The sequence below is a fragment of the Bradyrhizobium genomosp. III genome, from assembly GCF_000261705.1.
GTDB lineage: Bacteria > Pseudomonadota > Alphaproteobacteria > Rhizobiales > Xanthobacteraceae > Bradyrhizobium > Bradyrhizobium ottawaense.
The window spans coordinates 1-16,004 of record NZ_AJQF01000425.1 but is presented as its reverse complement, the minus strand read 5'-3'; the positions used below and the strand labels follow the sequence as shown (position 1 = coordinate 16,004).

The following is a 16,004-nucleotide window of genomic DNA, read 5'->3' as shown; positions in this document are numbered from 1 at the left end:
TCCAAGGAAAGGTAGCCTGTCATGGAATTGAAAGACGTAGCCGTTCTCATCACCGGCGGTGGTTCGGGCCTCGGCGAGGCGACCGCCCGCGCCATGGCGGCCAAGGGCGCCAGGATCGGCGTGATCGACCAGAACAAGGAGAATGCCGAGAAGGTCGCGGCCGAGGTGAAGGGCGTGGCGCTCCATGCCGACGTCACCAGCGAAGAGCAGATCAAGGCCGCGATCGCCAAGGCGGAAGCCGCGCATGGCGTTGCGCGGGTGCTGATGAACTGCGCCGGCATCGGCGGCTCGCAGCGCATCGTCGGCCGTGACGGCGTCTATCCCCTGGAGAAGTTCGCGCGCATCATCAACGTCAATCTGATCGGCACCTTCAACTGCCTGCGGCTGTTCGCCGAGCGCCTCGTCACGATCGAGCCAGTCGGTGAAGAGCGCGGCGTCATCATCAATACGGCCTCGGTTGCCGCTTACGAAGGACAGATCGGCCAGATCGCCTATTCGGCCTCGAAGGGCGGCGTCGTCGGTTTGACTTTGCCGGCCGCGCGCGATCTCGCCAGCCAGAAGATCCGAGTCAACACCATCGCGCCCGGCCTGTTCTTCACGCCGCTGCTGATGGGGCTGAACGAGGAGGCCCGCAAGAGCCTGGGCGCGCAGGTGCCGCATCCCTCGCGCCTTGGCGACGCCAAGGAATACGGCTCGCTCGCGGCGCATATCGTCGAGAACCCGATGCTGAACGGCGAGACCATCCGTCTCGACGGTGCCATCCGCATGGCGCCGAGGTAGCTGCAAACTCCGCTGTCGTCCCGGCGAAAGCCGGGACCCATACTCCGCGGCGTCTGTGGCGGGCACGCTGGCAGACGCGGTGCGCAAACAACAAACGCCTGTGGTTATGGGTCCCGGCTCGCGCTTCGCTTGGCCGGGACGACAGTGAGGAGGAGCGCCCCATGTCCCAACCGCTGCTGATCGAGCATGATGACGGCGTCGACCGGGTGACGCTCAATCGTCCTGACAGTCTCAACGCGCTCGATCCCGCGCTGATCGATGCGCTCAACGTTTATTTCCAGGGCCTCCAGCGCAACCGCGACACGCGTGTCGTGGTGCTGAAGGGGGCCGGCAAGAACTTTTGCGCGGGCCTCGATCTCAAGGCGGCCGTGGCCCGCCGGGCCGGGCAACAGGAGCCGCCTGGCGTCACGGAGTCGCTGGATTCGCAGCGCCGCATCGCCGACATCGTGATGCTGATGCGGCGCTGTCCGCAGCCAATCATCTCTCTCGTGCAAGGCGCGGCGGCCGGCGGCGGCTTTGCGCTGGCGCTTGCCTCCGACATCCGCATCGCGACGAAATCGGCGCGGATGAACTGCGCCTTCATCAAGCTCGGCCTGGGCGGCTGCGACATCGGCACCAGCTATTTCTTGCCGCGCCTCGTCGGCGTGTCCGTGGCGTCGGAGCTGATCCTCACCGGCCGGTTCATCGGCGCCGAGCGCGCGCTGGCGGTCGGGCTGGTCTCGGAGGTCGTCGAGGAAGACAAGCTCGATGCGGCGGCCGAACCCTATGTCGAGGCGATGATGACGGCGTCGCCCGTGGGCCTGCGTCTCTCCAAGGAATGCCTCAACATGAGCGTCGATGCGGGATCGCTGGAAGCAGTTATCGCTATGGAAGATCGCAACCAGGTCCTGTGCAGCCGTTCCGAGGAATTCTCGGAAGGCATCAGGGCCTTCCTTGAGAAGCGAAAGCCTGTCTATATCAAGCGCTGAACGAGAACGATCCGCAAAGGACGATAATTCCGGGAGACGCAAAATGAGTGGAAGCGCGGCGGCTGTGATGACGAAGCCCGCCTTTCGCAAGATCGAATGGCTCGCGCGCGACATCGACGTCGAGCGCCGCAGCGACGGCACAGTGGTGCTGAAGTCGCGCATTCCGCTGCAAGCTTACGAGAAGCACATTCCGGCATCGCTGGCGAAATGGGCGAAGGAAGCGCCCGAGCGCATCTGGCTGGCGCAGCGCGGCGGTCCGAACCGCGAATGGCGCAAGGTGTCCTATGGCGAAGCCAAGCGCACCGTGGATGCGCTGACGCAAGGGCTGCTCAACCTGGGACTCGATGGTCGGCCCGTTGCGATCCTCTCCGGCAATTCGATCGAGCATGCGCTGATGACGCAGGCCGCGATGCAGGCGCGTTCGCCAGCGGCGCCGGTGTCGCCGGCCTATTCCTTGATGAGCCACGATCACGTCAAGCTGAAGTATCTGTTCGACCTGATCAAGCCGGCCGTGGTGATGGTGCAGGACGGCCCGACCTTCGAGAAGGCACTGAAGGCGATCGATCTCACCGGCGTCACCGTGGTTCACGTCGCGCGGCCATGTGAGGGCATCAAGAGCGTCAGCTTTGCTGAGCTCGCGGCAACTCCGGTGACCAAGGACGTCGAGGAGTCGATCGCCAAGATCACGCCCGACACCGTCGGCAAGCTGCTGTTCACGTCAGGCTCGACCGGCATGCCCAAGGCCGTCATCAACACGCAGAAGATGATGTGCGCCAATGCGGCGATGATGATGCAGGTGCGGCCGCGCTCGCCTGATGGTCCTGTTGCGACCATGCTGGACTGGATGCCCTGGAATCACACCATGGGCGGCAACGCGGCGTTCCACCCGATCCTGGTCGATGGCGGCACGCTCTATATCGACGATGGCCGGCCGATGCCGGACCAGTTCGAGGAGACGCTGCGAAACCTGCGCGAGATCTCGCCGACCTACTACGCCAATGTACCGGCCGGTTACGCGGCGCTCGCGGCCGCCATGGAAAAGGATGATGCGCTCTGCCGCTCGTTCTTCAAGAACCTGTCGATCATGGCCTATGGCGGCGCGCGGCTGCCTGATGATCTCTACGATCGCATGCAGGCTCTCGCCGTCAAGACCACCGGCGAACGCATCGTGTTCTACACCGGCTGGGGCTCGACCGAGACCGCGCCGACCTCGACCGGCACCTATTGGGACACCGAGCGCGTCGGCCTGATCGGCCTGCCATTCCCCGGCGTCGAGTTGAAGATGGTGCCGTGCGGCTCGAAATACGAATTGCGGCTGCGCGGCGTCAACGTTACGCCGGGCTATTTCGGCCAGTCTGAGCTGACAAAGAAGATGTTCGACGAGGAAGGCTTTTACTGCATCGGCGATGCCGGGATCTTCGTCGACGATGCCGATCCGGTGAAGGGCATCATCTTTGCAGGCCGCGTGGTCGAAGACTTCAAGCTCACCACCGGCACCTTCGTGCATGTCGGCTCGCTGCGGACCGATGCGATCGCGGCGGCCACGCCTGTCGTGCACGACGCGCTGGTCGCGGGGCAGGACCGCCCGTTCATCGGCCTGCTCGCCTGGCCCAATTTGCACGCCTGCCGGCAACTCGTCGGCAATCCCGAGCTGAGCTTCGAGGACGCAGTGAAGCACCCCGAGATCGTCGCCTGCTTCAAGCGCGGGCTGGAGACGCACAACAGGGAGTGCGAAGGTGCCAGCAGCCGCATCATCGCGCGCGCCATGCTGATGGTCGAGCCGCCCTCGATCGACGGCAACGAACTCACCGACAAGGGCTACATCAACCAGCGCGCCGGCCTCGAACGCCGCGCGGCACTGGTCGAGCGGCTCTATGCCGACAAGCCTGATCAGGATGTGATCGTGCTGAAATGAAGACGACACTCGCTCACCTCGTCATTCCGGGATGGCCCGAAGGGCCAGGCCCGGAATCCATAACCCCGGCTCGTGGTTATGGATTCTCAGATGTGCAATTGCGCATCATAGCTCGCGACTTCGTCGCGCCCGGGAATGACGGTCTCAATGACAACGAATAAGAGGTAGCCCGCCATGAACTTCGATTTCTCCGACGACCAGAAGCAGCTCCGCGATCAGGCGCGCAAATTCCTCACCGAAAAATGCTCGCCGAAGGCGGTGCGTGTGGTGCTCGACGGCAAGGCGCCTTACGACAAGGAACTCTGGAAGGGCCTCGCCGAGATGGGTTTCCTCGGCGTCGCGATCCCCGAGGAATTCGGTGGCGCGGGCGCCGGCCATCTCGAGCTCTGCGTGATCGCCGAGGAGATGGGCCGCGCGAACGCGCCGGTGCCGTTCTCGTCAACCGTGTATCTCGCCGCCGAAGCGCTGCTGATCGCAGGCAGCGAGGCGCAAAAGAAGAAATGGCTGCCGGCGATCGCCTCGGGCGAGGCGATCGGCACGCTGGCGCTGTTCGAGGGCAAGGGCAATCCGTCGCCGAATAGCGTCAAGCTCACGGCCGCGAACGGTGTCCTGAACGGCGTGAAGAAGCCTGTCGCCGACGGTGCGGTTGCCGACTTCGCGGTGGTCGCGGCGCGCACAGGAGCGAGCGGGCGCGACGGTGATATCTCGCTGTTCCTCGTTGATCTCAAGGCCGGTGGCGTCGAGGTGAAGAGCCTCACCAATCTCGATCCGACCCGCGGGCAGGCGGAGATCACCTTCAAGGACGCTAAGGCCGAGCCGCTCGGCGCTACCGGCGAAGGATGGAGCATTTTGACCCAGGTGCTCGACCGCGCCGCGGTGCTCTGTGCGTTCGAGCAGGTCGGCGGCTCCGACCGTGCGCTGGAAATGGGCCGCGACTACGCACTCGATCGCATCGCCTTCGGCCGCCAGATCGGCTCGTTCCAGGCGGTCAAGCACATGCTTGCCGACATGTATGTCTCGGCCACGCTGGCGCGCTCCAACAGCTATTACGGTGCCTGGGCACTTTCGACCAACGCGGCTGAATTGCCGGAAGCCGCCGCTGCCGCGCGCATCAGCGCGACGCAGGCGTTCCAGCACTGCGCCAAGAACAACATCCAGGTCCACGGCGGCATGGGCTTCACCTGGGAGTTCGACTGCCACATGTACTACCGCCGCGCCAACGCCATGGCGCTCGGGCTCGGCAGCCTGTCCTATTGGGAAGACCAGTTGATCGACCGCATGCGCAAGAAGAACGCGGCGTAATCCGCCGCTCGTATCCCGGACGCGATGCGGCATGTAATGCCGCTTCGCAGAGCCGGGACCCAGAGGCCGCAATGGACCCCGGCTCTGCAGCGCATCACTTCGTGCTGCGCAGCGTCCGGGGAACGAACCGAGAGATGAGACCATGAATTTCGACGACACCCCGCAGGAAGCCGAGTTCCGCGCCACCGCGCGCGCCTGGATCGGTGCCAATGCGCCCAAGCAATACGAGGACGAGCTGCGCAAATCCTCGCTTGGCCGCACGCAGTTGAAAAACGCCAACATTCTCGAGGTCGCAAAAGCCTGGCAGAAAAAGAAGGCCGACGCCGGCTGGGCCTGTCTGCACTGGCCGAAAGAGTATGGCGGTCGCGGCTCATCGCCGATCGAGCGCGTGATCTGGCAGCAGGAGGAAGGGCCGTTCGGACTGCTGTCCCGCATGTTCATCATCGGCCACGGCATGTGCGGGCCGACCATGATGGCGTTCGCGCGCGAGGAGCATAAGCGCACCTATCTGCCGCCGTTGGCCTCCGGTGAAAAGATCTGGTGCCAGCTGTTCTCCGAACCGGCCGGCGGTTCTGACGTCGCCGGCCTGCGCACGCGCGCGGAAAAGGACGGCGACGACTGGATCATCAACGGCCAGAAGATCTGGACCTCGGGCGCGCATTATTCCGACTACGGCATCTTGCTCACGCGCACCGATCCGACCGTGCCCAAGCACAAGGGCCTCACCATGTTCTTCCTGGACATGAAGAGCCCGGGTGTCGAAGTGCGGCCGATCAAGCAGGCGAGCGGCGCTTCCGACTTCAACGAGGTCTATTTCACCAACGTCAGGATTCCTGATCATCAGCGCCTCGGCGAGGTCGGCGACGGCTGGAACGTCTCGCTGACCACGCTGATGAATGAGCGCAGCGCGATCGGCGCGGCCGTCGCGACCGGATTTCCGGAGCTGTTCGAGTACTGCTCCAGCCTGATGCTCGACGACGGCCCCGCGATCGAAGATCGCGCGGTGCGCTCGAAGCTGGCGAACTGGGCGGTGAAGGCGAGCGGGCTGAAATACACCAGCATGCGCGCGATCTCGGCGCTGTCGAAAGGCGAACGGCCGGGGCCGGAAAATTCCATCGGCAAGCTGGTGGCGGGCTCGATGATCCAGGACGTTGCGACCTACGCGTTGGACCTGCAGGGTGCGGGCGGCGTCGTCAGCGGCGAGGATGGCGAGCTCGCCGGCCGTTTCCAGGCGATGCTGCTGCGCGCGCCCGGCACCCGCGTCGAAGGCGGCACCGACGAGATCATGCGCAACATCATCGCCGAGCGGGTGCTGGGCCTGCCCGGCGATATCAGGGTCGACAAGGACGTGCCGTTCAACAAGATCCCGACGAAGGGAAGATGAATGCGTGTCCCGGACGCGGCGCAACGCGCCGGCGAGCCGGGATCCAGAAACTACGATGGGCCCCGGCTCTGCAGCGCACCGCTCCGCGCTGCGCCGCGTCCGGGGCACGAGAGAGGAGAGCTCGAAGATGAATTTCGACGACACCCCGCAGGAAGCCGCGTTCCGCGCCTCCGCGCGCCAATGGATCGACGCCAATGCGCCGAAGGAGTTGCATGCCGAGCTGTCAAAATCCTCGCTCGGCCGCATTCGCCTTGCCAAGCAAGACATCGTCGATGTCGGCAAGGCCTGGCAGAAGAGGAAGTTCGAAGGCAATTGGGCCTGCCTGCACTGGCCGAAGGAATATGGCGGCCGTGGCGCGACGCCGATCGAGAAGGTGATCTGGCAGCAGGAAGAGGGTGTCTACGGCAAGCTGACGCAGCCGTTCCAGATCGGCGAGGGCATGTGCGGCCCGACCGTGATGGCCTTCGGCAGCGAGGACGCCAAGCGCCGCTATCTGCCGAAGCTGGCTTCGGGCGAGGAGATCTGGTGCCAGCTGTTCTCCGAACCGTCCGCCGGTTCGGACGTCGCCGGCTTGCGCACCCGCGCGGAGAAGAGAGGCGACAATTGGGTCGTCAACGGCCAGAAGATCTGGACCTCTGGCGCGCATTACTCCGACTATGGTCTGTTGATCGCGCGGACCGATCCGAACGTGCCCAAGCACAAGGGTCTCACCATGTTCTTTCTGGACATGAAGAGCCCCGGCGTCGAGGTGCGGCCGATCAAGCAGGCCAATGGCATGCAGGAGTTCAACGAGGTCTATTTCACCGACGTCGTGATCCCAGACAGCCAGCGGTTAGGGGCTGTCGGCGAGGGCTGGAGCGTCTCGCTGACCACGCTGATGAACGAGCGCATGTCGATCGGTTCGCGCCTTGCGACCGGCGTGCCGGAAATGTTCGAGTTCTGCTCCAATCTGATGCTGGAGGATGGCCTCGCGATCGACGATCCTGCGGTGCGTTCCAGGCTCGCGAGCTGGGCGGCGAAGTCGAGCGGGCTGAAATACACCAGCTACCGCACGATCTCGGCGCTGTCGAAGGGCGAGCGGCCAGGCCCGGAGAATTCGATCGGCAAGCTGGTGTCGGGCATGATGCTGCAGGACATCGCGACCTACGCCATGGACCTGCAAGGCGCGGCCGGTGTTCTCACGGGCAGCGACGAGGAAACCGTGCAGGGCCAGTTTCAGCAGATGCTGCTGTCCTCGCCCTCGATGCGCATCGCCGGCGGCACCGACGAGATCCTGCGCAACATCATCGCCGAGCGCGTGCTGGGACTGCCCGGCGACATCCGCGTCGACAAGGACGTGCCGTACAACAAGATCCCGACCAAGGGGCGGTGATATCACCTCTCGCTGCATCTCGTAGGGTGGGCAAAGCGAAGCGTGCCCACCATATGCAGATGCTCCGGAGCAAGTCTGTCGGTGGGCACGGCGCGATGCGCCTTTGCCCACCCTACGAGAAGAGCGCGAGCTGAACCATGGACGCTACCGTCAAACAAACCGATCGCATCGGCGTACTCGAAGAGCTGCTCAACGAGCGCTACTCCGTCCGGGCCTTCCTTCCCAAAGAGGTTGACCGCGCGACCATCGAGCATGTGCTGACCACCGCGCAGCGCACTGCGTCCTGGTGCAACAGCCAGCCCTGGCAGGTGATCATCGCCAGCGGCGAGGCCAAGGAGCGCTTCCGCAAGGCGATCTACGCGGAAGCCTCGGGCGGTCTCGGCGACGACTACGATTTCACGCCGCCGCGCGAGTATGTCGGTGTTTATCTGGAACGCCGACGCGAAAGCGGCTTTCAGCTCTACAACACGCTCGGCATCATCAGGGGCGACAGAAGCGCCTACGCCAGGCAGGCGCTGGAGAACTACAATTTCTTCGGCGCGCCGCATGTCGCCATCATTCACACCAACGAGCCGCTCGGCATTTACGGTGCGATCGATTGCGGCGCCTATGTCAGCAATTTCATGCTGGCCGCGCAGGCGCTCGGGCTGGGCACGATTCCGCAGGCGGCGCTCGCGCGGCATTCCGGATTGATCCGCCGCCACTTCAATCTGCCCGACGATCGCCGCGTCGTCTGCGGCATTTCGTTCGGCTATGCCGACGACGCCCACAAGGTCAACAGCTACCGCACCTCGCGCGCCAGCGTGGCCGAGACCGTGACCTTCGCGGACGAGTGATCAAGCGGCGTAGCTCTGCGCTATCGCTGCCGGACGCACGCGAAGACGGCCGTGAGAACGGCCGTCTTCATCTCATCTGAGCTCGGGTTGACGCCGGCCGTCAGCCGCCGCTGCCGCCGATCACGGCCCGCACGGTCTCGTCCGGGCCAAAGTCCTCGGCGCCATCGACATAAAGCAGCGCGGCGAGCTTCGACCGCGCGCGGTTGACGCGGCTCTTGATCGTGCCGACCGCGCAGCCGCAGATCGAGGCCGCGTCTTCGTAGGAGAAGCCGGAGGCGCCGACCAGAATCAGCGCTTCACGCTGGTCCTGTGGAAGCTTGTCGAGCGCCGTGCGAAACTCCTCGAACTCGAGATGCGCGTTCTGCGACGGCTGTGTCTTCAGCGTCTTGGCGTAGTTGCCTTCGGCGTCCTCGACCTCGCGCCGCCGCTTGCGATAGTCGGAGCGGAAAAGGTTGCGCAGGATCGTGAACAGCCATGCCGGCAGATTGGAGCCGGGCTGGAACGAGTCGATGTTGGCGAGCGCGCGGAGCAGCGTCTCCTGGACCAAATCATCGGCGCGGTCCGCATTGCCGCTGAGCGAAATGGCGAACGCGCGCAGACTGGGCACGGCCGCCAGGATGTCATTACGCAGGGAGTCCGTGAGAGGCATTAATCCCTCCCATTGTTGTCGTTGGATCCGCCCTCATTTCCCACGTGGGGTGTCGCTCCCGGCGCATCAAGCTTCTTGATCAGCTCTGCGAACCGATCTGGAACCCCTTGTCGCACGACATCATCATACATGGCGCGCAACTGGTGCCCGATCCGGGATTGAATCTCCGGAGTGAGGCCTCCCTTGCCGGGGGTCGTGCTTCTGCTGGCTTGAGACTTGAGATCTTTCATGACCTGTTCCACGTTTCCCCGAGTTAAGTGACTGTAAAATCGAGAGGTTTTCTCAACCGGGAGCCGTTCCCTGGATAGGCTCAATTCGAGGTTCGAGAAAAAGTTCCCGCTCAGACGGAACTTTTCTTGGCCTGAGGCGTAATCAGCCCAGCAGGGGAACCCGGGCCCCCCTCGGATTGCCTGGACCTTAAGGTTGGCCCGAAGATGAATGGAGTGGGGATGTCCCGTTCACAGCTTGTTGCTGAACACTTGCCGTTGTTGCGCCGGTACGCACGCGCCCTGACGGGCAGCCAGGCCTCCGGTGACGCCTATGTCGCAGCCATGTTGGAAGCCATGCTGGGGGATCCCTCGGTGCTCGACGAGAGCCATGGGCCGCGCGCGGGCCTGTTCCGGCTGTTCACCCAGATCTGGAATTCGGTCTCCGTCAACGATGATTCCGAGGTGACGACCTTGCCGATGCCGCCGGAGCGGCGGCTGTCGAACATCACGCCGTTGCCGCGCCAGGCCTTCCTGCTGCTCTCGCTGGAGGGATTTTCGGAAGAGGAAGTCGGCTACATCCTCGGCACCGACGTCGCCGAGACGCGGCGGCTTGCGGATGCCGCCGGACGCGAGATGGCCGCCGAGATCGCCACCGACGTGCTGATCATCGAGGACGAGACCTTCATCGCCATGGACCTCGAGAGCCTGGTGAAGAATCTCGGCCACAATGTCGTCGGCGTCGCGCGCACCCATGCCGATGCGGTGGCGCTGGCCAAGAACAAGCGGCCCGGCCTGATCCTCGCCGACATCCAGCTCGCCGACGGCTCGTCTGGCCTCGACGCCGTCAACGAGCTGCTGCGCACGTTCGAGGTGCCCGTGGTGTTCATCACCGCGTATCCCGAGCGCTTCCTGACCGGCGAGCGCCCGGAGCCGGCGTTCCTGATCTCAAAACCGTTCCAGCCCGCGATGGTCTCGGCGGTGGCGAGCCAGGCGCTGTTCTTCCAGCGCAACTCGCGCAACCGCACACCGAAGGCGCCGGCGGCTTAATAGAGCTGGCCATTTGGCCAAACGATCCGATCCGGCGTGCTGCAAGGCACGCCGGATTTTTCGTTTCGCCTGCCGTGCTTGACGTGCGTCGGCTTCGCCGCTCATACCTCCTGCATTGATCCCAGCCGGAGATGTGCCCATGGACCAGCAACTCCTCGATCGCCTCGCCATCCGCGACCTCGTCGAGAACTGGGCGGTGTGGCGCGATGCCGGCGACTGGGAGCGCTTTGCCACGGTCTGGCACGAAGAGGGCTGGATGTCCGCCACCTGGTTTCAGGGGCCGGCGCGGGATTTCATGCGCGTCAGCCAGGAGGGATTTGCCAGGGGCGTTCGCATCCTGCATTTCCTCGGCGGCACCAGCATCGACCTCGCAGGCGAACGGGCCATCGCGCAGACCAAGATGACGATTTCGCAGCGTGCCCCGGTGCACGACGTCGTTTGCGACGTCGTCTGCACCGGGCGCTTCTACGATTTCCTGGAAAAGCGGCAGGGAAAATGGGGCATCGTCCGCCGCCAGCCGATTTATGAAAAGGATCGGATCGACCCAGTCGATCCCGCCGCGACGCTCCGTCTCGATCAGACAGCGCTCGCCGGGCTGCCCGAAGGCTATCGCCACCTCGCCTACATGCAGGAGCTGATCGGCTACAAGGTCAAGCGCGACATGCCGGGGCTGATCGGACCCGAGGTCGAGAAGCTCTATGGCGAAGGGCGGGAGTGGCTGGCGGGGAAGTGAACCCCAGAAAAAAGTAAGGCGCGACTGGCATCACCACAGTCGCGCCCTACGTCGCCGGCTTATGGGGCAGGGGGGAATAGCCGGCTGTTGAGACGACTCCTGTCTGCGAAAGTCGTTCCACCCCTCGCGGAATATTTTGTGCACGTTGTCGCATTTGTCGCACACGGTTAAGTGATCGTAACCGCTGAGAACCCCTGATCCTTCCCCGGCGTTGTTCCCGTGATCGCCATGGGGCGAGGGACCGACAGCCATGTCACAGATTCATAAGGTATTTTTGAGTGCCGTCGCCGTGGCTGCGACGCTCGGTGCCGTGCAGCTGGCCTCGGGCCATGATCTGGCGGACCGCTGGCAGGCGGTCGCCGACAAGGCCGACAAGCCCGGCCACAACGTCAATCGTACCGGCAAGGCCGACCGGCTCGCCGAGATCAAGCAGGCAGCAGTTCCAACCCGCACCGTCTCGATGCGGCTGAACGACCTCGCCGACACCTCGGTGCTGCTGCGGGTCCCCGCCGTGATCGAAACCGGCAATGCCAAGCCGCCGGCGCTGCTCCAGAACCAGAAGAAGGTGCGCAACCGGCCGACGATCGCCTGCGAGCCGATGGTCAGCTCCCTGACCGAGGTCGCAAAGCTGCTCCAGCCCGGCCGCTGCGTGACCTGATCCGCCTAGGCACTGGACAGATCGTCCTCCCGCCCGGAGGGCGATTCTTCACGTCCACTTGATCCCCTCTACGCTCGCGTTATATCCCGGGTTTCTTCCCCTTCGTATTGACCGGGTAAACGCATGACGACGTCAGACACGGCTGTGCATACGCAGCCCTTCCAGGCCGAGGTTTCCGAGCTTCTGCACCTGATGGTGCACTCCGTCTATTCCGAGACCGATATCTTTCTGCGCGAGCTCGTCTCCAATGCCTCGGACGCCTGCGACAAGCTGCGCTATGAGGCGATCGCAAGTCCTTCGCTGCTCGGCGAGGGCGACGCGCTCAAGATCCGCATCATCCCGAACAAGGCGGCCGGGACGCTCACGATCGCCGACAACGGCATCGGCATGGAGCGGCAGGAGCTGATCGACCATCTCGGCACCATCGCCCGCTCCGGCACCAAGGCGTTCGTGTCGAAGCTGAAGGAGGCCAAGGACGGCCTCGGCCTGATTGGCCAGTTCGGCGTCGGCTTCTATTCCGCCTTCATGGTCGCCGACAAGATCGTCGTGGTCAGCCGCCGCGCCGGCGAAAGCGACGTCTGGACCTGGATGTCCTCCGGCGGCTCCGGTTTCGAGATCGCCCGTGCCGGCGACGAGGAGGCCGCCCGCGTGACGCGCGGCACCGAGATCGTCCTGCACCTGAAGGACGACGCCAAGAAATATCTCGAGAGCTTTGAGATCGAGCGCATCGTCGGTGCCTATTCCGACAACATCCTGTTCCCGATCGAGCTGGTGCCGGAAGAGGGCGAGCCGCGCCAGATCAATTCGGCCAGCGCGTTGTGGCAACGCTCGAAATCCGAGCTGACCGCCGACGACTACAAGAAGGCCTATCAGCAGATCGCCTCGGCTTTCGACGATCCCGCGATGACGCTGCATTACCGCGCCGAGGGCCGCTACTCCTACGCCGTACTGCTGTTCGCGCCCTCGACCAAGCCGTTCGATTTGTTCGAGCCGAACCGCAAGGGCCGGGTGAAGCTTTACGTCCGCCGTGTCTTCATCACCGACGATGCTGATCTGTTGCCGGGCTATCTGCGCTTCATCCGAGGTGTCGTCGACAGCGAGGATCTCCCGCTCAACATCTCCCGCGAGATGCTGCAGAACAATCCACAGCTGGCGCAGATCCGGAAAGCGGTGGCGACCCGGGTCGTGTCGGAGCTCGAAAGCCTCGCCGAGAAGGATCCGGAGAACTTTGCCAGGATCTGGGACGCCTTCGGTGCGGTGCTCAAGGAAGGCATTTACGAGGATTTCGAGCGGCGCGAAAAGCTGCTGGCACTGTCGCGCTTCACCACGACGTCGGGCGAGAAGCGGTCGCTGAAGCAGGTCATCGCCGATTTCAAGCCGAACCAGACCGAGATCTATTATCTCGTCGGCGACAGCATCGAGCGACTGAAATCCAATCCGCGGCTGGAGGCTGCGACCGCGCGCGGCATCGAGGTGCTGCTGCTGTCCGATCCCGTCGATGCGTTCTGGACCTCGATGCCGTCGGAGTTCGACGCAAAGCCGCTGAAGTCACTGAGCCAGGGCGATCTCAATCTCGACCTGATTCCGCGCGTCGATGACAAGGACGAGGCAAAGAAGGACGAGCCCGAGGCGGATGAAGCGGCCACCATCGCCGTGATCAAGGCCGCGCTCGGCGAGCGTGTCAGCGACGTCAAGGCCTCGACGCGCCTCACCAGCTCGGCCTCCTGCCTCGTCGCCGACAGCCAGGGCCCGAGCCGCGAGCTCGAGCGCATCCTGTCGCAGCAAAACCGCGGCATGAAGACCAAGCCGATCCTGGAGATCAATCTGCGCCATCCGATGGTGGGCGCGATCGCCAAGGCGCAAGCCGGCTCGAAGGCGGTCGACGATCTCAGCCTGCTCCTGCTCGAGCAGGCGCAGATCCTGGACGGTGAACTGCCGGAGGATCCCGCCGCGTTTGCGGCGAGGCTGAACCGGCTGGTGCTGCAGGGGCTCGACGCCTAGCGCCGCAGCCCGCGGCGCTCACCTTGCCGTCATCTGTCCCTAGGAACAGTCGTCTCCGGCCTGGTGTTATGCCATACGAGGCCGTCGGCATCAGATCCGACGACGCCGTCGATTCGAGGACTAAGTCCATGCGCCTGTCGATTTTGACCCTCACCGCGATTGCCACGCTGTTCGTCGCGGCGGATGCCAGCGCCCAGACCTATGATCCGCGCTACCCGGTGTGCATGCACGTTTACACGCCCGGCGGCGGCTTCGGCGGTGGCGGCGGCGATTATTTCGACTGCTCTTTCACCTCGCTGCCGCAGTGCCGCGCGACCGCGTCGGGCCGCTCGGCCAGCTGCGACGTCAATCCCTACTACGCCTTCGACCAGCCGCCGCCGCGCCGGCGTCACAAGAAACAGCAATAGCGATCTGCGATGCAACGCACCGGAACACTGTTTATGCGCTTCTCGTTCGGAATGGTCGTGATGGTGGGCGCGGTGCTCGCAGCCGCGCCGTCGCATGCGCAGACTTTTGATCCGCGCTATCCCGTCTGCATGCACGTTTATTCAGGTGCGAACGGGGGAGGCGGGGAGTGGTACGACTGCTCCTTCACCTCGTTGCCCCAGTGCCGCGCCACTGCTTATGGCCGATCCGCGATCTGCGATCTCAATCCGTATTATCCGGTTCACGCGCCGCCGCCGCACTTGCGCTACAGGCGTAGCGGCTAGCGTCGGCAGCGCGCATCTCCTTCCTGCCCCCACAGCTCGACCACCTTGGGCCAGTGCGATCGGTCTCGGCCGTCACCATGCCGCCGAACTCACCGGCGTTGCCGTGCGGCGGTAAAGGATCACTAGAGTTAACCGCGCCCTAACAGAGTTTTACCTTGTCTCTTAACACCTGGGCAGGGCGCGGGGGCTAGATTGCCTGATGTCAGCAGGCGGCCCGAAAGAATCAACGGCATGACCACCGGTGTCATCGAACGACAAAAAGTCGCGCGCGCGCCTTCGGCTTCAAAGATATGGCTGAAGGCCATCGAGCTCACGGCGCGGATCGAGACGCTGCCGGGACGTCTGTTCGCGGACGTCATCGACGATTGGGCGCAGCGCCAGCCCGACCGCGTTGCGCTGATCACCGACGACGCAAGCCTCGACTATGAAGGCCTGTCGAAGCGCATCAACCGCTACGCGCGCTGGGCGCGCTCGGCCGGCGTGGCCAAGGGTGATACTGTCGCGTTGATCATGCCGAACGGCATCGATTATGTCGCGGCCTGGCTCGGCATCAGCCGGATCGGCGGTGTGGCGGCGCTGCTCAACACCAGGCTGGTGGGACAGTCGCTCGCGCATTGCCTCGATGTCGCAAAGCCCTCGCATATCATCGTTGCGCAGGAGCTGACGCAGATGCTGGAGAGCGCAACGCCGCACCTGAAGACGCAGGCCAAGGTCTGGACGCATGGCGATGCCCGCAGCGAGCGCGCCATCGACGTCGCCCTCGCGGCGCTGGACGACGCTTCCCTTTCGCCGGAGGAGCGCGGTGAGGTCACCATCGATGACCGAGCGCTGCTGATCTACACATCAGGCACCACCGGCCTGCCGAAGGCTGCCAGCATCAGCCACCGCCGCATTCTCAATTGGGGCTTTTGGTTCGCCGGCCTCACCGGCGCGAGCCCGCAAGACCGGCTCTACGATTGCCTGCCGCTGTTCCACTCGGTCGGCGGCATCGTCGCGCCCTGCAGCATGCTCGCTGCCGGCGGCTCGGTGGTGATCGCGGAGAAATTCTCGGCCTCGCATTTCTGGTCCGACATCGTGCGCCATGACTGCACGTTGTTTCAATATATCGGCGAGCTCTGCCGTTATCTGCTCAAGGCGGCGCCGTCGGAATATGAGAACCGGCATCGTCTCCGCCTCGTCTGCGGCAACGGCCTGCGCGGTGACATCTGGGAAGACTTTCAGGCGCGCTTCGCCATTCCGCGCATCCTCGAATTCTATGCGGCGACGGAAGGCAATTTCTCGCTGTTCAACGTCGAGGGGCAGCCGGGCGCGATCGGTCGCATCCCGCCGCTGCTGGCGCATCGCTTCCCTGCCAATCTCGTCAAGCTCGATCCCGACAGCGGCGCGCCGCTGCGCAACGAAGAGGGGTTTTGCCTCGCCTGCGCCCGCGGCGAGGCCGGC

The 16,004-nt window shown here is 64.3% G+C and carries 16 protein-coding genes; 14 read left to right on the top strand and 2 right to left on the bottom strand.

Annotation, left to right across the window (positions count from 1 at the left end):
* Positions 1-21 precede the first annotated feature (21 nt).
* The 7 genes from IC66_RS0133975 to IC66_RS0133940 all read left to right on the top strand — a co-directional run bounded on the left by IC66_RS0133975 (position 22) and on the right by IC66_RS0133940 (position 8,557).
* Complete coding sequence (locus IC66_RS0133975) at positions 22-780, top strand: SDR family NAD(P)-dependent oxidoreductase (RefSeq protein WP_038950635.1); 759 nt, start codon at positions 22-24, stop codon at positions 778-780.
* Positions 781-941: 161 nt separating this feature from the next.
* Positions 942-1,748 carry an enoyl-CoA hydratase/isomerase family protein gene (locus IC66_RS0133970; protein ID WP_038950634.1) on the top strand — a complete coding sequence of 269 codons (807 nt, stop codon included), beginning with the start codon at positions 942-944 and terminating at the stop codon, positions 1,746-1,748.
* A gap of 43 nt (positions 1,749-1,791) precedes the next feature.
* Positions 1,792-3,663 (top strand): AMP-binding protein, encoded by a 1,872-nt coding sequence (locus IC66_RS0133965; RefSeq protein ID WP_038950632.1) that lies wholly within the window; start codon positions 1,792-1,794, stop codon positions 3,661-3,663.
* A 174-nt stretch (positions 3,664-3,837) separates the two neighbouring features.
* The gene (locus tag IC66_RS0133955; RefSeq protein WP_038950631.1) at positions 3,838-4,965 is read left to right on the top strand and encodes an acyl-CoA dehydrogenase family protein; all 1,128 of its coding nucleotides are present in this window, start codon (positions 3,838-3,840) and stop codon (positions 4,963-4,965) included.
* A 142-nt stretch (positions 4,966-5,107) separates the two neighbouring features.
* Complete coding sequence (locus tag IC66_RS0133950) at positions 5,108-6,349, top strand: acyl-CoA dehydrogenase (RefSeq protein WP_038950630.1); 1,242 nt, start codon at positions 5,108-5,110, stop codon at positions 6,347-6,349.
* Positions 6,350-6,476: 127 nt separating this feature from the next.
* Positions 6,477-7,721, top strand: a complete 1,245-nt coding sequence (locus IC66_RS0133945; RefSeq protein WP_038950629.1) for an acyl-CoA dehydrogenase — start codon at positions 6,477-6,479, stop codon at positions 7,719-7,721.
* A gap of 137 nt (positions 7,722-7,858) precedes the next feature.
* Positions 7,859-8,557 carry a nitroreductase gene (locus tag IC66_RS0133940; RefSeq protein WP_028139964.1) on the top strand — a complete coding sequence of 233 codons (699 nt, stop codon included), beginning with the start codon at positions 7,859-7,861 and terminating at the stop codon, positions 8,555-8,557.
* A gap of 100 nt (positions 8,558-8,657) precedes the next feature.
* Here IC66_RS0133940 and IC66_RS0133935 read toward each other — a convergent pair whose 3' ends face one another.
* Positions 8,658-9,206, bottom strand: coding sequence for a sigma-70 family RNA polymerase sigma factor (locus IC66_RS0133935; RefSeq protein ID WP_018316216.1), 549 nt, complete (start codon positions 9,204-9,206; stop codon positions 8,658-8,660).
* Complete coding sequence (locus IC66_RS0133930) at positions 9,206-9,436, bottom strand: NepR family anti-sigma factor (protein ID WP_028139965.1); 231 nt, start codon at positions 9,434-9,436, stop codon at positions 9,206-9,208. Before IC66_RS0133930 ends, IC66_RS0133935 begins: the two co-directional genes overlap by 1 nt.
* Positions 9,437-9,655: 219 nt before the next feature.
* Here IC66_RS0133930 and IC66_RS0133925 point away from each other — a divergent pair, with 219 nt between their 5' ends.
* The 7 genes from IC66_RS0133925 to IC66_RS0133895 all read left to right on the top strand — a co-directional run.
* Positions 9,656-10,462, top strand: coding sequence for a response regulator (locus tag IC66_RS0133925; protein ID WP_026201627.1), 807 nt, complete (start codon positions 9,656-9,658; stop codon positions 10,460-10,462).
* Between the two features lie 139 nt (positions 10,463-10,601).
* Positions 10,602-11,195 (top strand): nuclear transport factor 2 family protein, encoded by a 594-nt coding sequence (locus tag IC66_RS0133920; protein WP_028139966.1) that lies wholly within the window; start codon positions 10,602-10,604, stop codon positions 11,193-11,195.
* Between the two features lie 250 nt (positions 11,196-11,445).
* Positions 11,446-11,853 (top strand): hypothetical protein, encoded by a 408-nt coding sequence (locus IC66_RS0133915; protein WP_028139967.1) that lies wholly within the window; start codon positions 11,446-11,448, stop codon positions 11,851-11,853.
* 123 nt (positions 11,854-11,976) lie between these two features.
* The gene (htpG, locus tag IC66_RS0133910; RefSeq protein ID WP_038950627.1) at positions 11,977-13,854 is read left to right on the top strand and encodes a molecular chaperone HtpG; all 1,878 of its coding nucleotides are present in this window, start codon (positions 11,977-11,979) and stop codon (positions 13,852-13,854) included.
* Positions 13,855-13,982: 128 nt separating this feature from the next.
* Positions 13,983-14,261, top strand: a complete 279-nt coding sequence (locus tag IC66_RS0133905; RefSeq protein ID WP_028139969.1) for a DUF3551 domain-containing protein — start codon at positions 13,983-13,985, stop codon at positions 14,259-14,261.
* 33 nt (positions 14,262-14,294) lie between these two features.
* On the top strand, positions 14,295-14,564 hold the full coding sequence (locus tag IC66_RS0133900; protein WP_028139970.1) for a DUF3551 domain-containing protein: 270 nt from the start codon (positions 14,295-14,297) through the stop codon (positions 14,562-14,564).
* Between the two features lie 222 nt (positions 14,565-14,786).
* Positions 14,787-16,004: AMP-binding protein (locus tag IC66_RS0133895; protein ID WP_049806709.1), on the top strand; the 1,218-nt coding region annotated here is incomplete at its 3' end.

Excerpts from the sequence above, each read along its gene's own strand:
- IC66_RS0133925 (WP_026201627.1), top strand. The coding sequence starts at position 9,656 with ATGTCCCGTTCACAGCTTGTTGCTGAACACTTGCCGTTGTTGCGCCGG.
- IC66_RS0133900 (WP_028139970.1), top strand. The coding sequence starts at position 14,295 with ATGCGCTTCTCGTTCGGAATGGTCGTGATGGTGGGCGCGGTGCTCGCA.
- IC66_RS0133935 (WP_018316216.1), bottom strand. The coding sequence starts at position 9,206 with ATGCCTCTCACGGACTCCCTGCGTAATGACATCCTGGCGGCCGTGCCC.
- IC66_RS0133950 (WP_038950630.1), top strand. The coding sequence starts at position 5,108 with ATGAATTTCGACGACACCCCGCAGGAAGCCGAGTTCCGCGCCACCGCG.
- IC66_RS0133920 (WP_028139966.1), top strand. The coding sequence starts at position 10,602 with ATGGACCAGCAACTCCTCGATCGCCTCGCCATCCGCGACCTCGTCGAG.
- IC66_RS0133965 (WP_038950632.1), top strand. The coding sequence starts at position 1,792 with ATGAGTGGAAGCGCGGCGGCTGTGATGACGAAGCCCGCCTTTCGCAAG.
- IC66_RS0133955 (WP_038950631.1), top strand. The coding sequence starts at position 3,838 with ATGAACTTCGATTTCTCCGACGACCAGAAGCAGCTCCGCGATCAGGCG.
- IC66_RS0133930 (WP_028139965.1), bottom strand. The coding sequence starts at position 9,436 with ATGAAAGATCTCAAGTCTCAAGCCAGCAGAAGCACGACCCCCGGCAAG.
- IC66_RS0133915 (WP_028139967.1), top strand. The coding sequence starts at position 11,446 with ATGTCACAGATTCATAAGGTATTTTTGAGTGCCGTCGCCGTGGCTGCG.
- htpG (WP_038950627.1), top strand. The coding sequence starts at position 11,977 with ATGACGACGTCAGACACGGCTGTGCATACGCAGCCCTTCCAGGCCGAG.
- IC66_RS0133970 (WP_038950634.1), top strand. The coding sequence starts at position 942 with ATGTCCCAACCGCTGCTGATCGAGCATGATGACGGCGTCGACCGGGTG.
- IC66_RS0133945 (WP_038950629.1), top strand. The coding sequence starts at position 6,477 with ATGAATTTCGACGACACCCCGCAGGAAGCCGCGTTCCGCGCCTCCGCG.
- IC66_RS0133975 (WP_038950635.1), top strand. The coding sequence starts at position 22 with ATGGAATTGAAAGACGTAGCCGTTCTCATCACCGGCGGTGGTTCGGGC.
- IC66_RS0133940 (WP_028139964.1), top strand. The coding sequence starts at position 7,859 with ATGGACGCTACCGTCAAACAAACCGATCGCATCGGCGTACTCGAAGAG.
- IC66_RS0133905 (WP_028139969.1), top strand. The coding sequence starts at position 13,983 with ATGCGCCTGTCGATTTTGACCCTCACCGCGATTGCCACGCTGTTCGTC.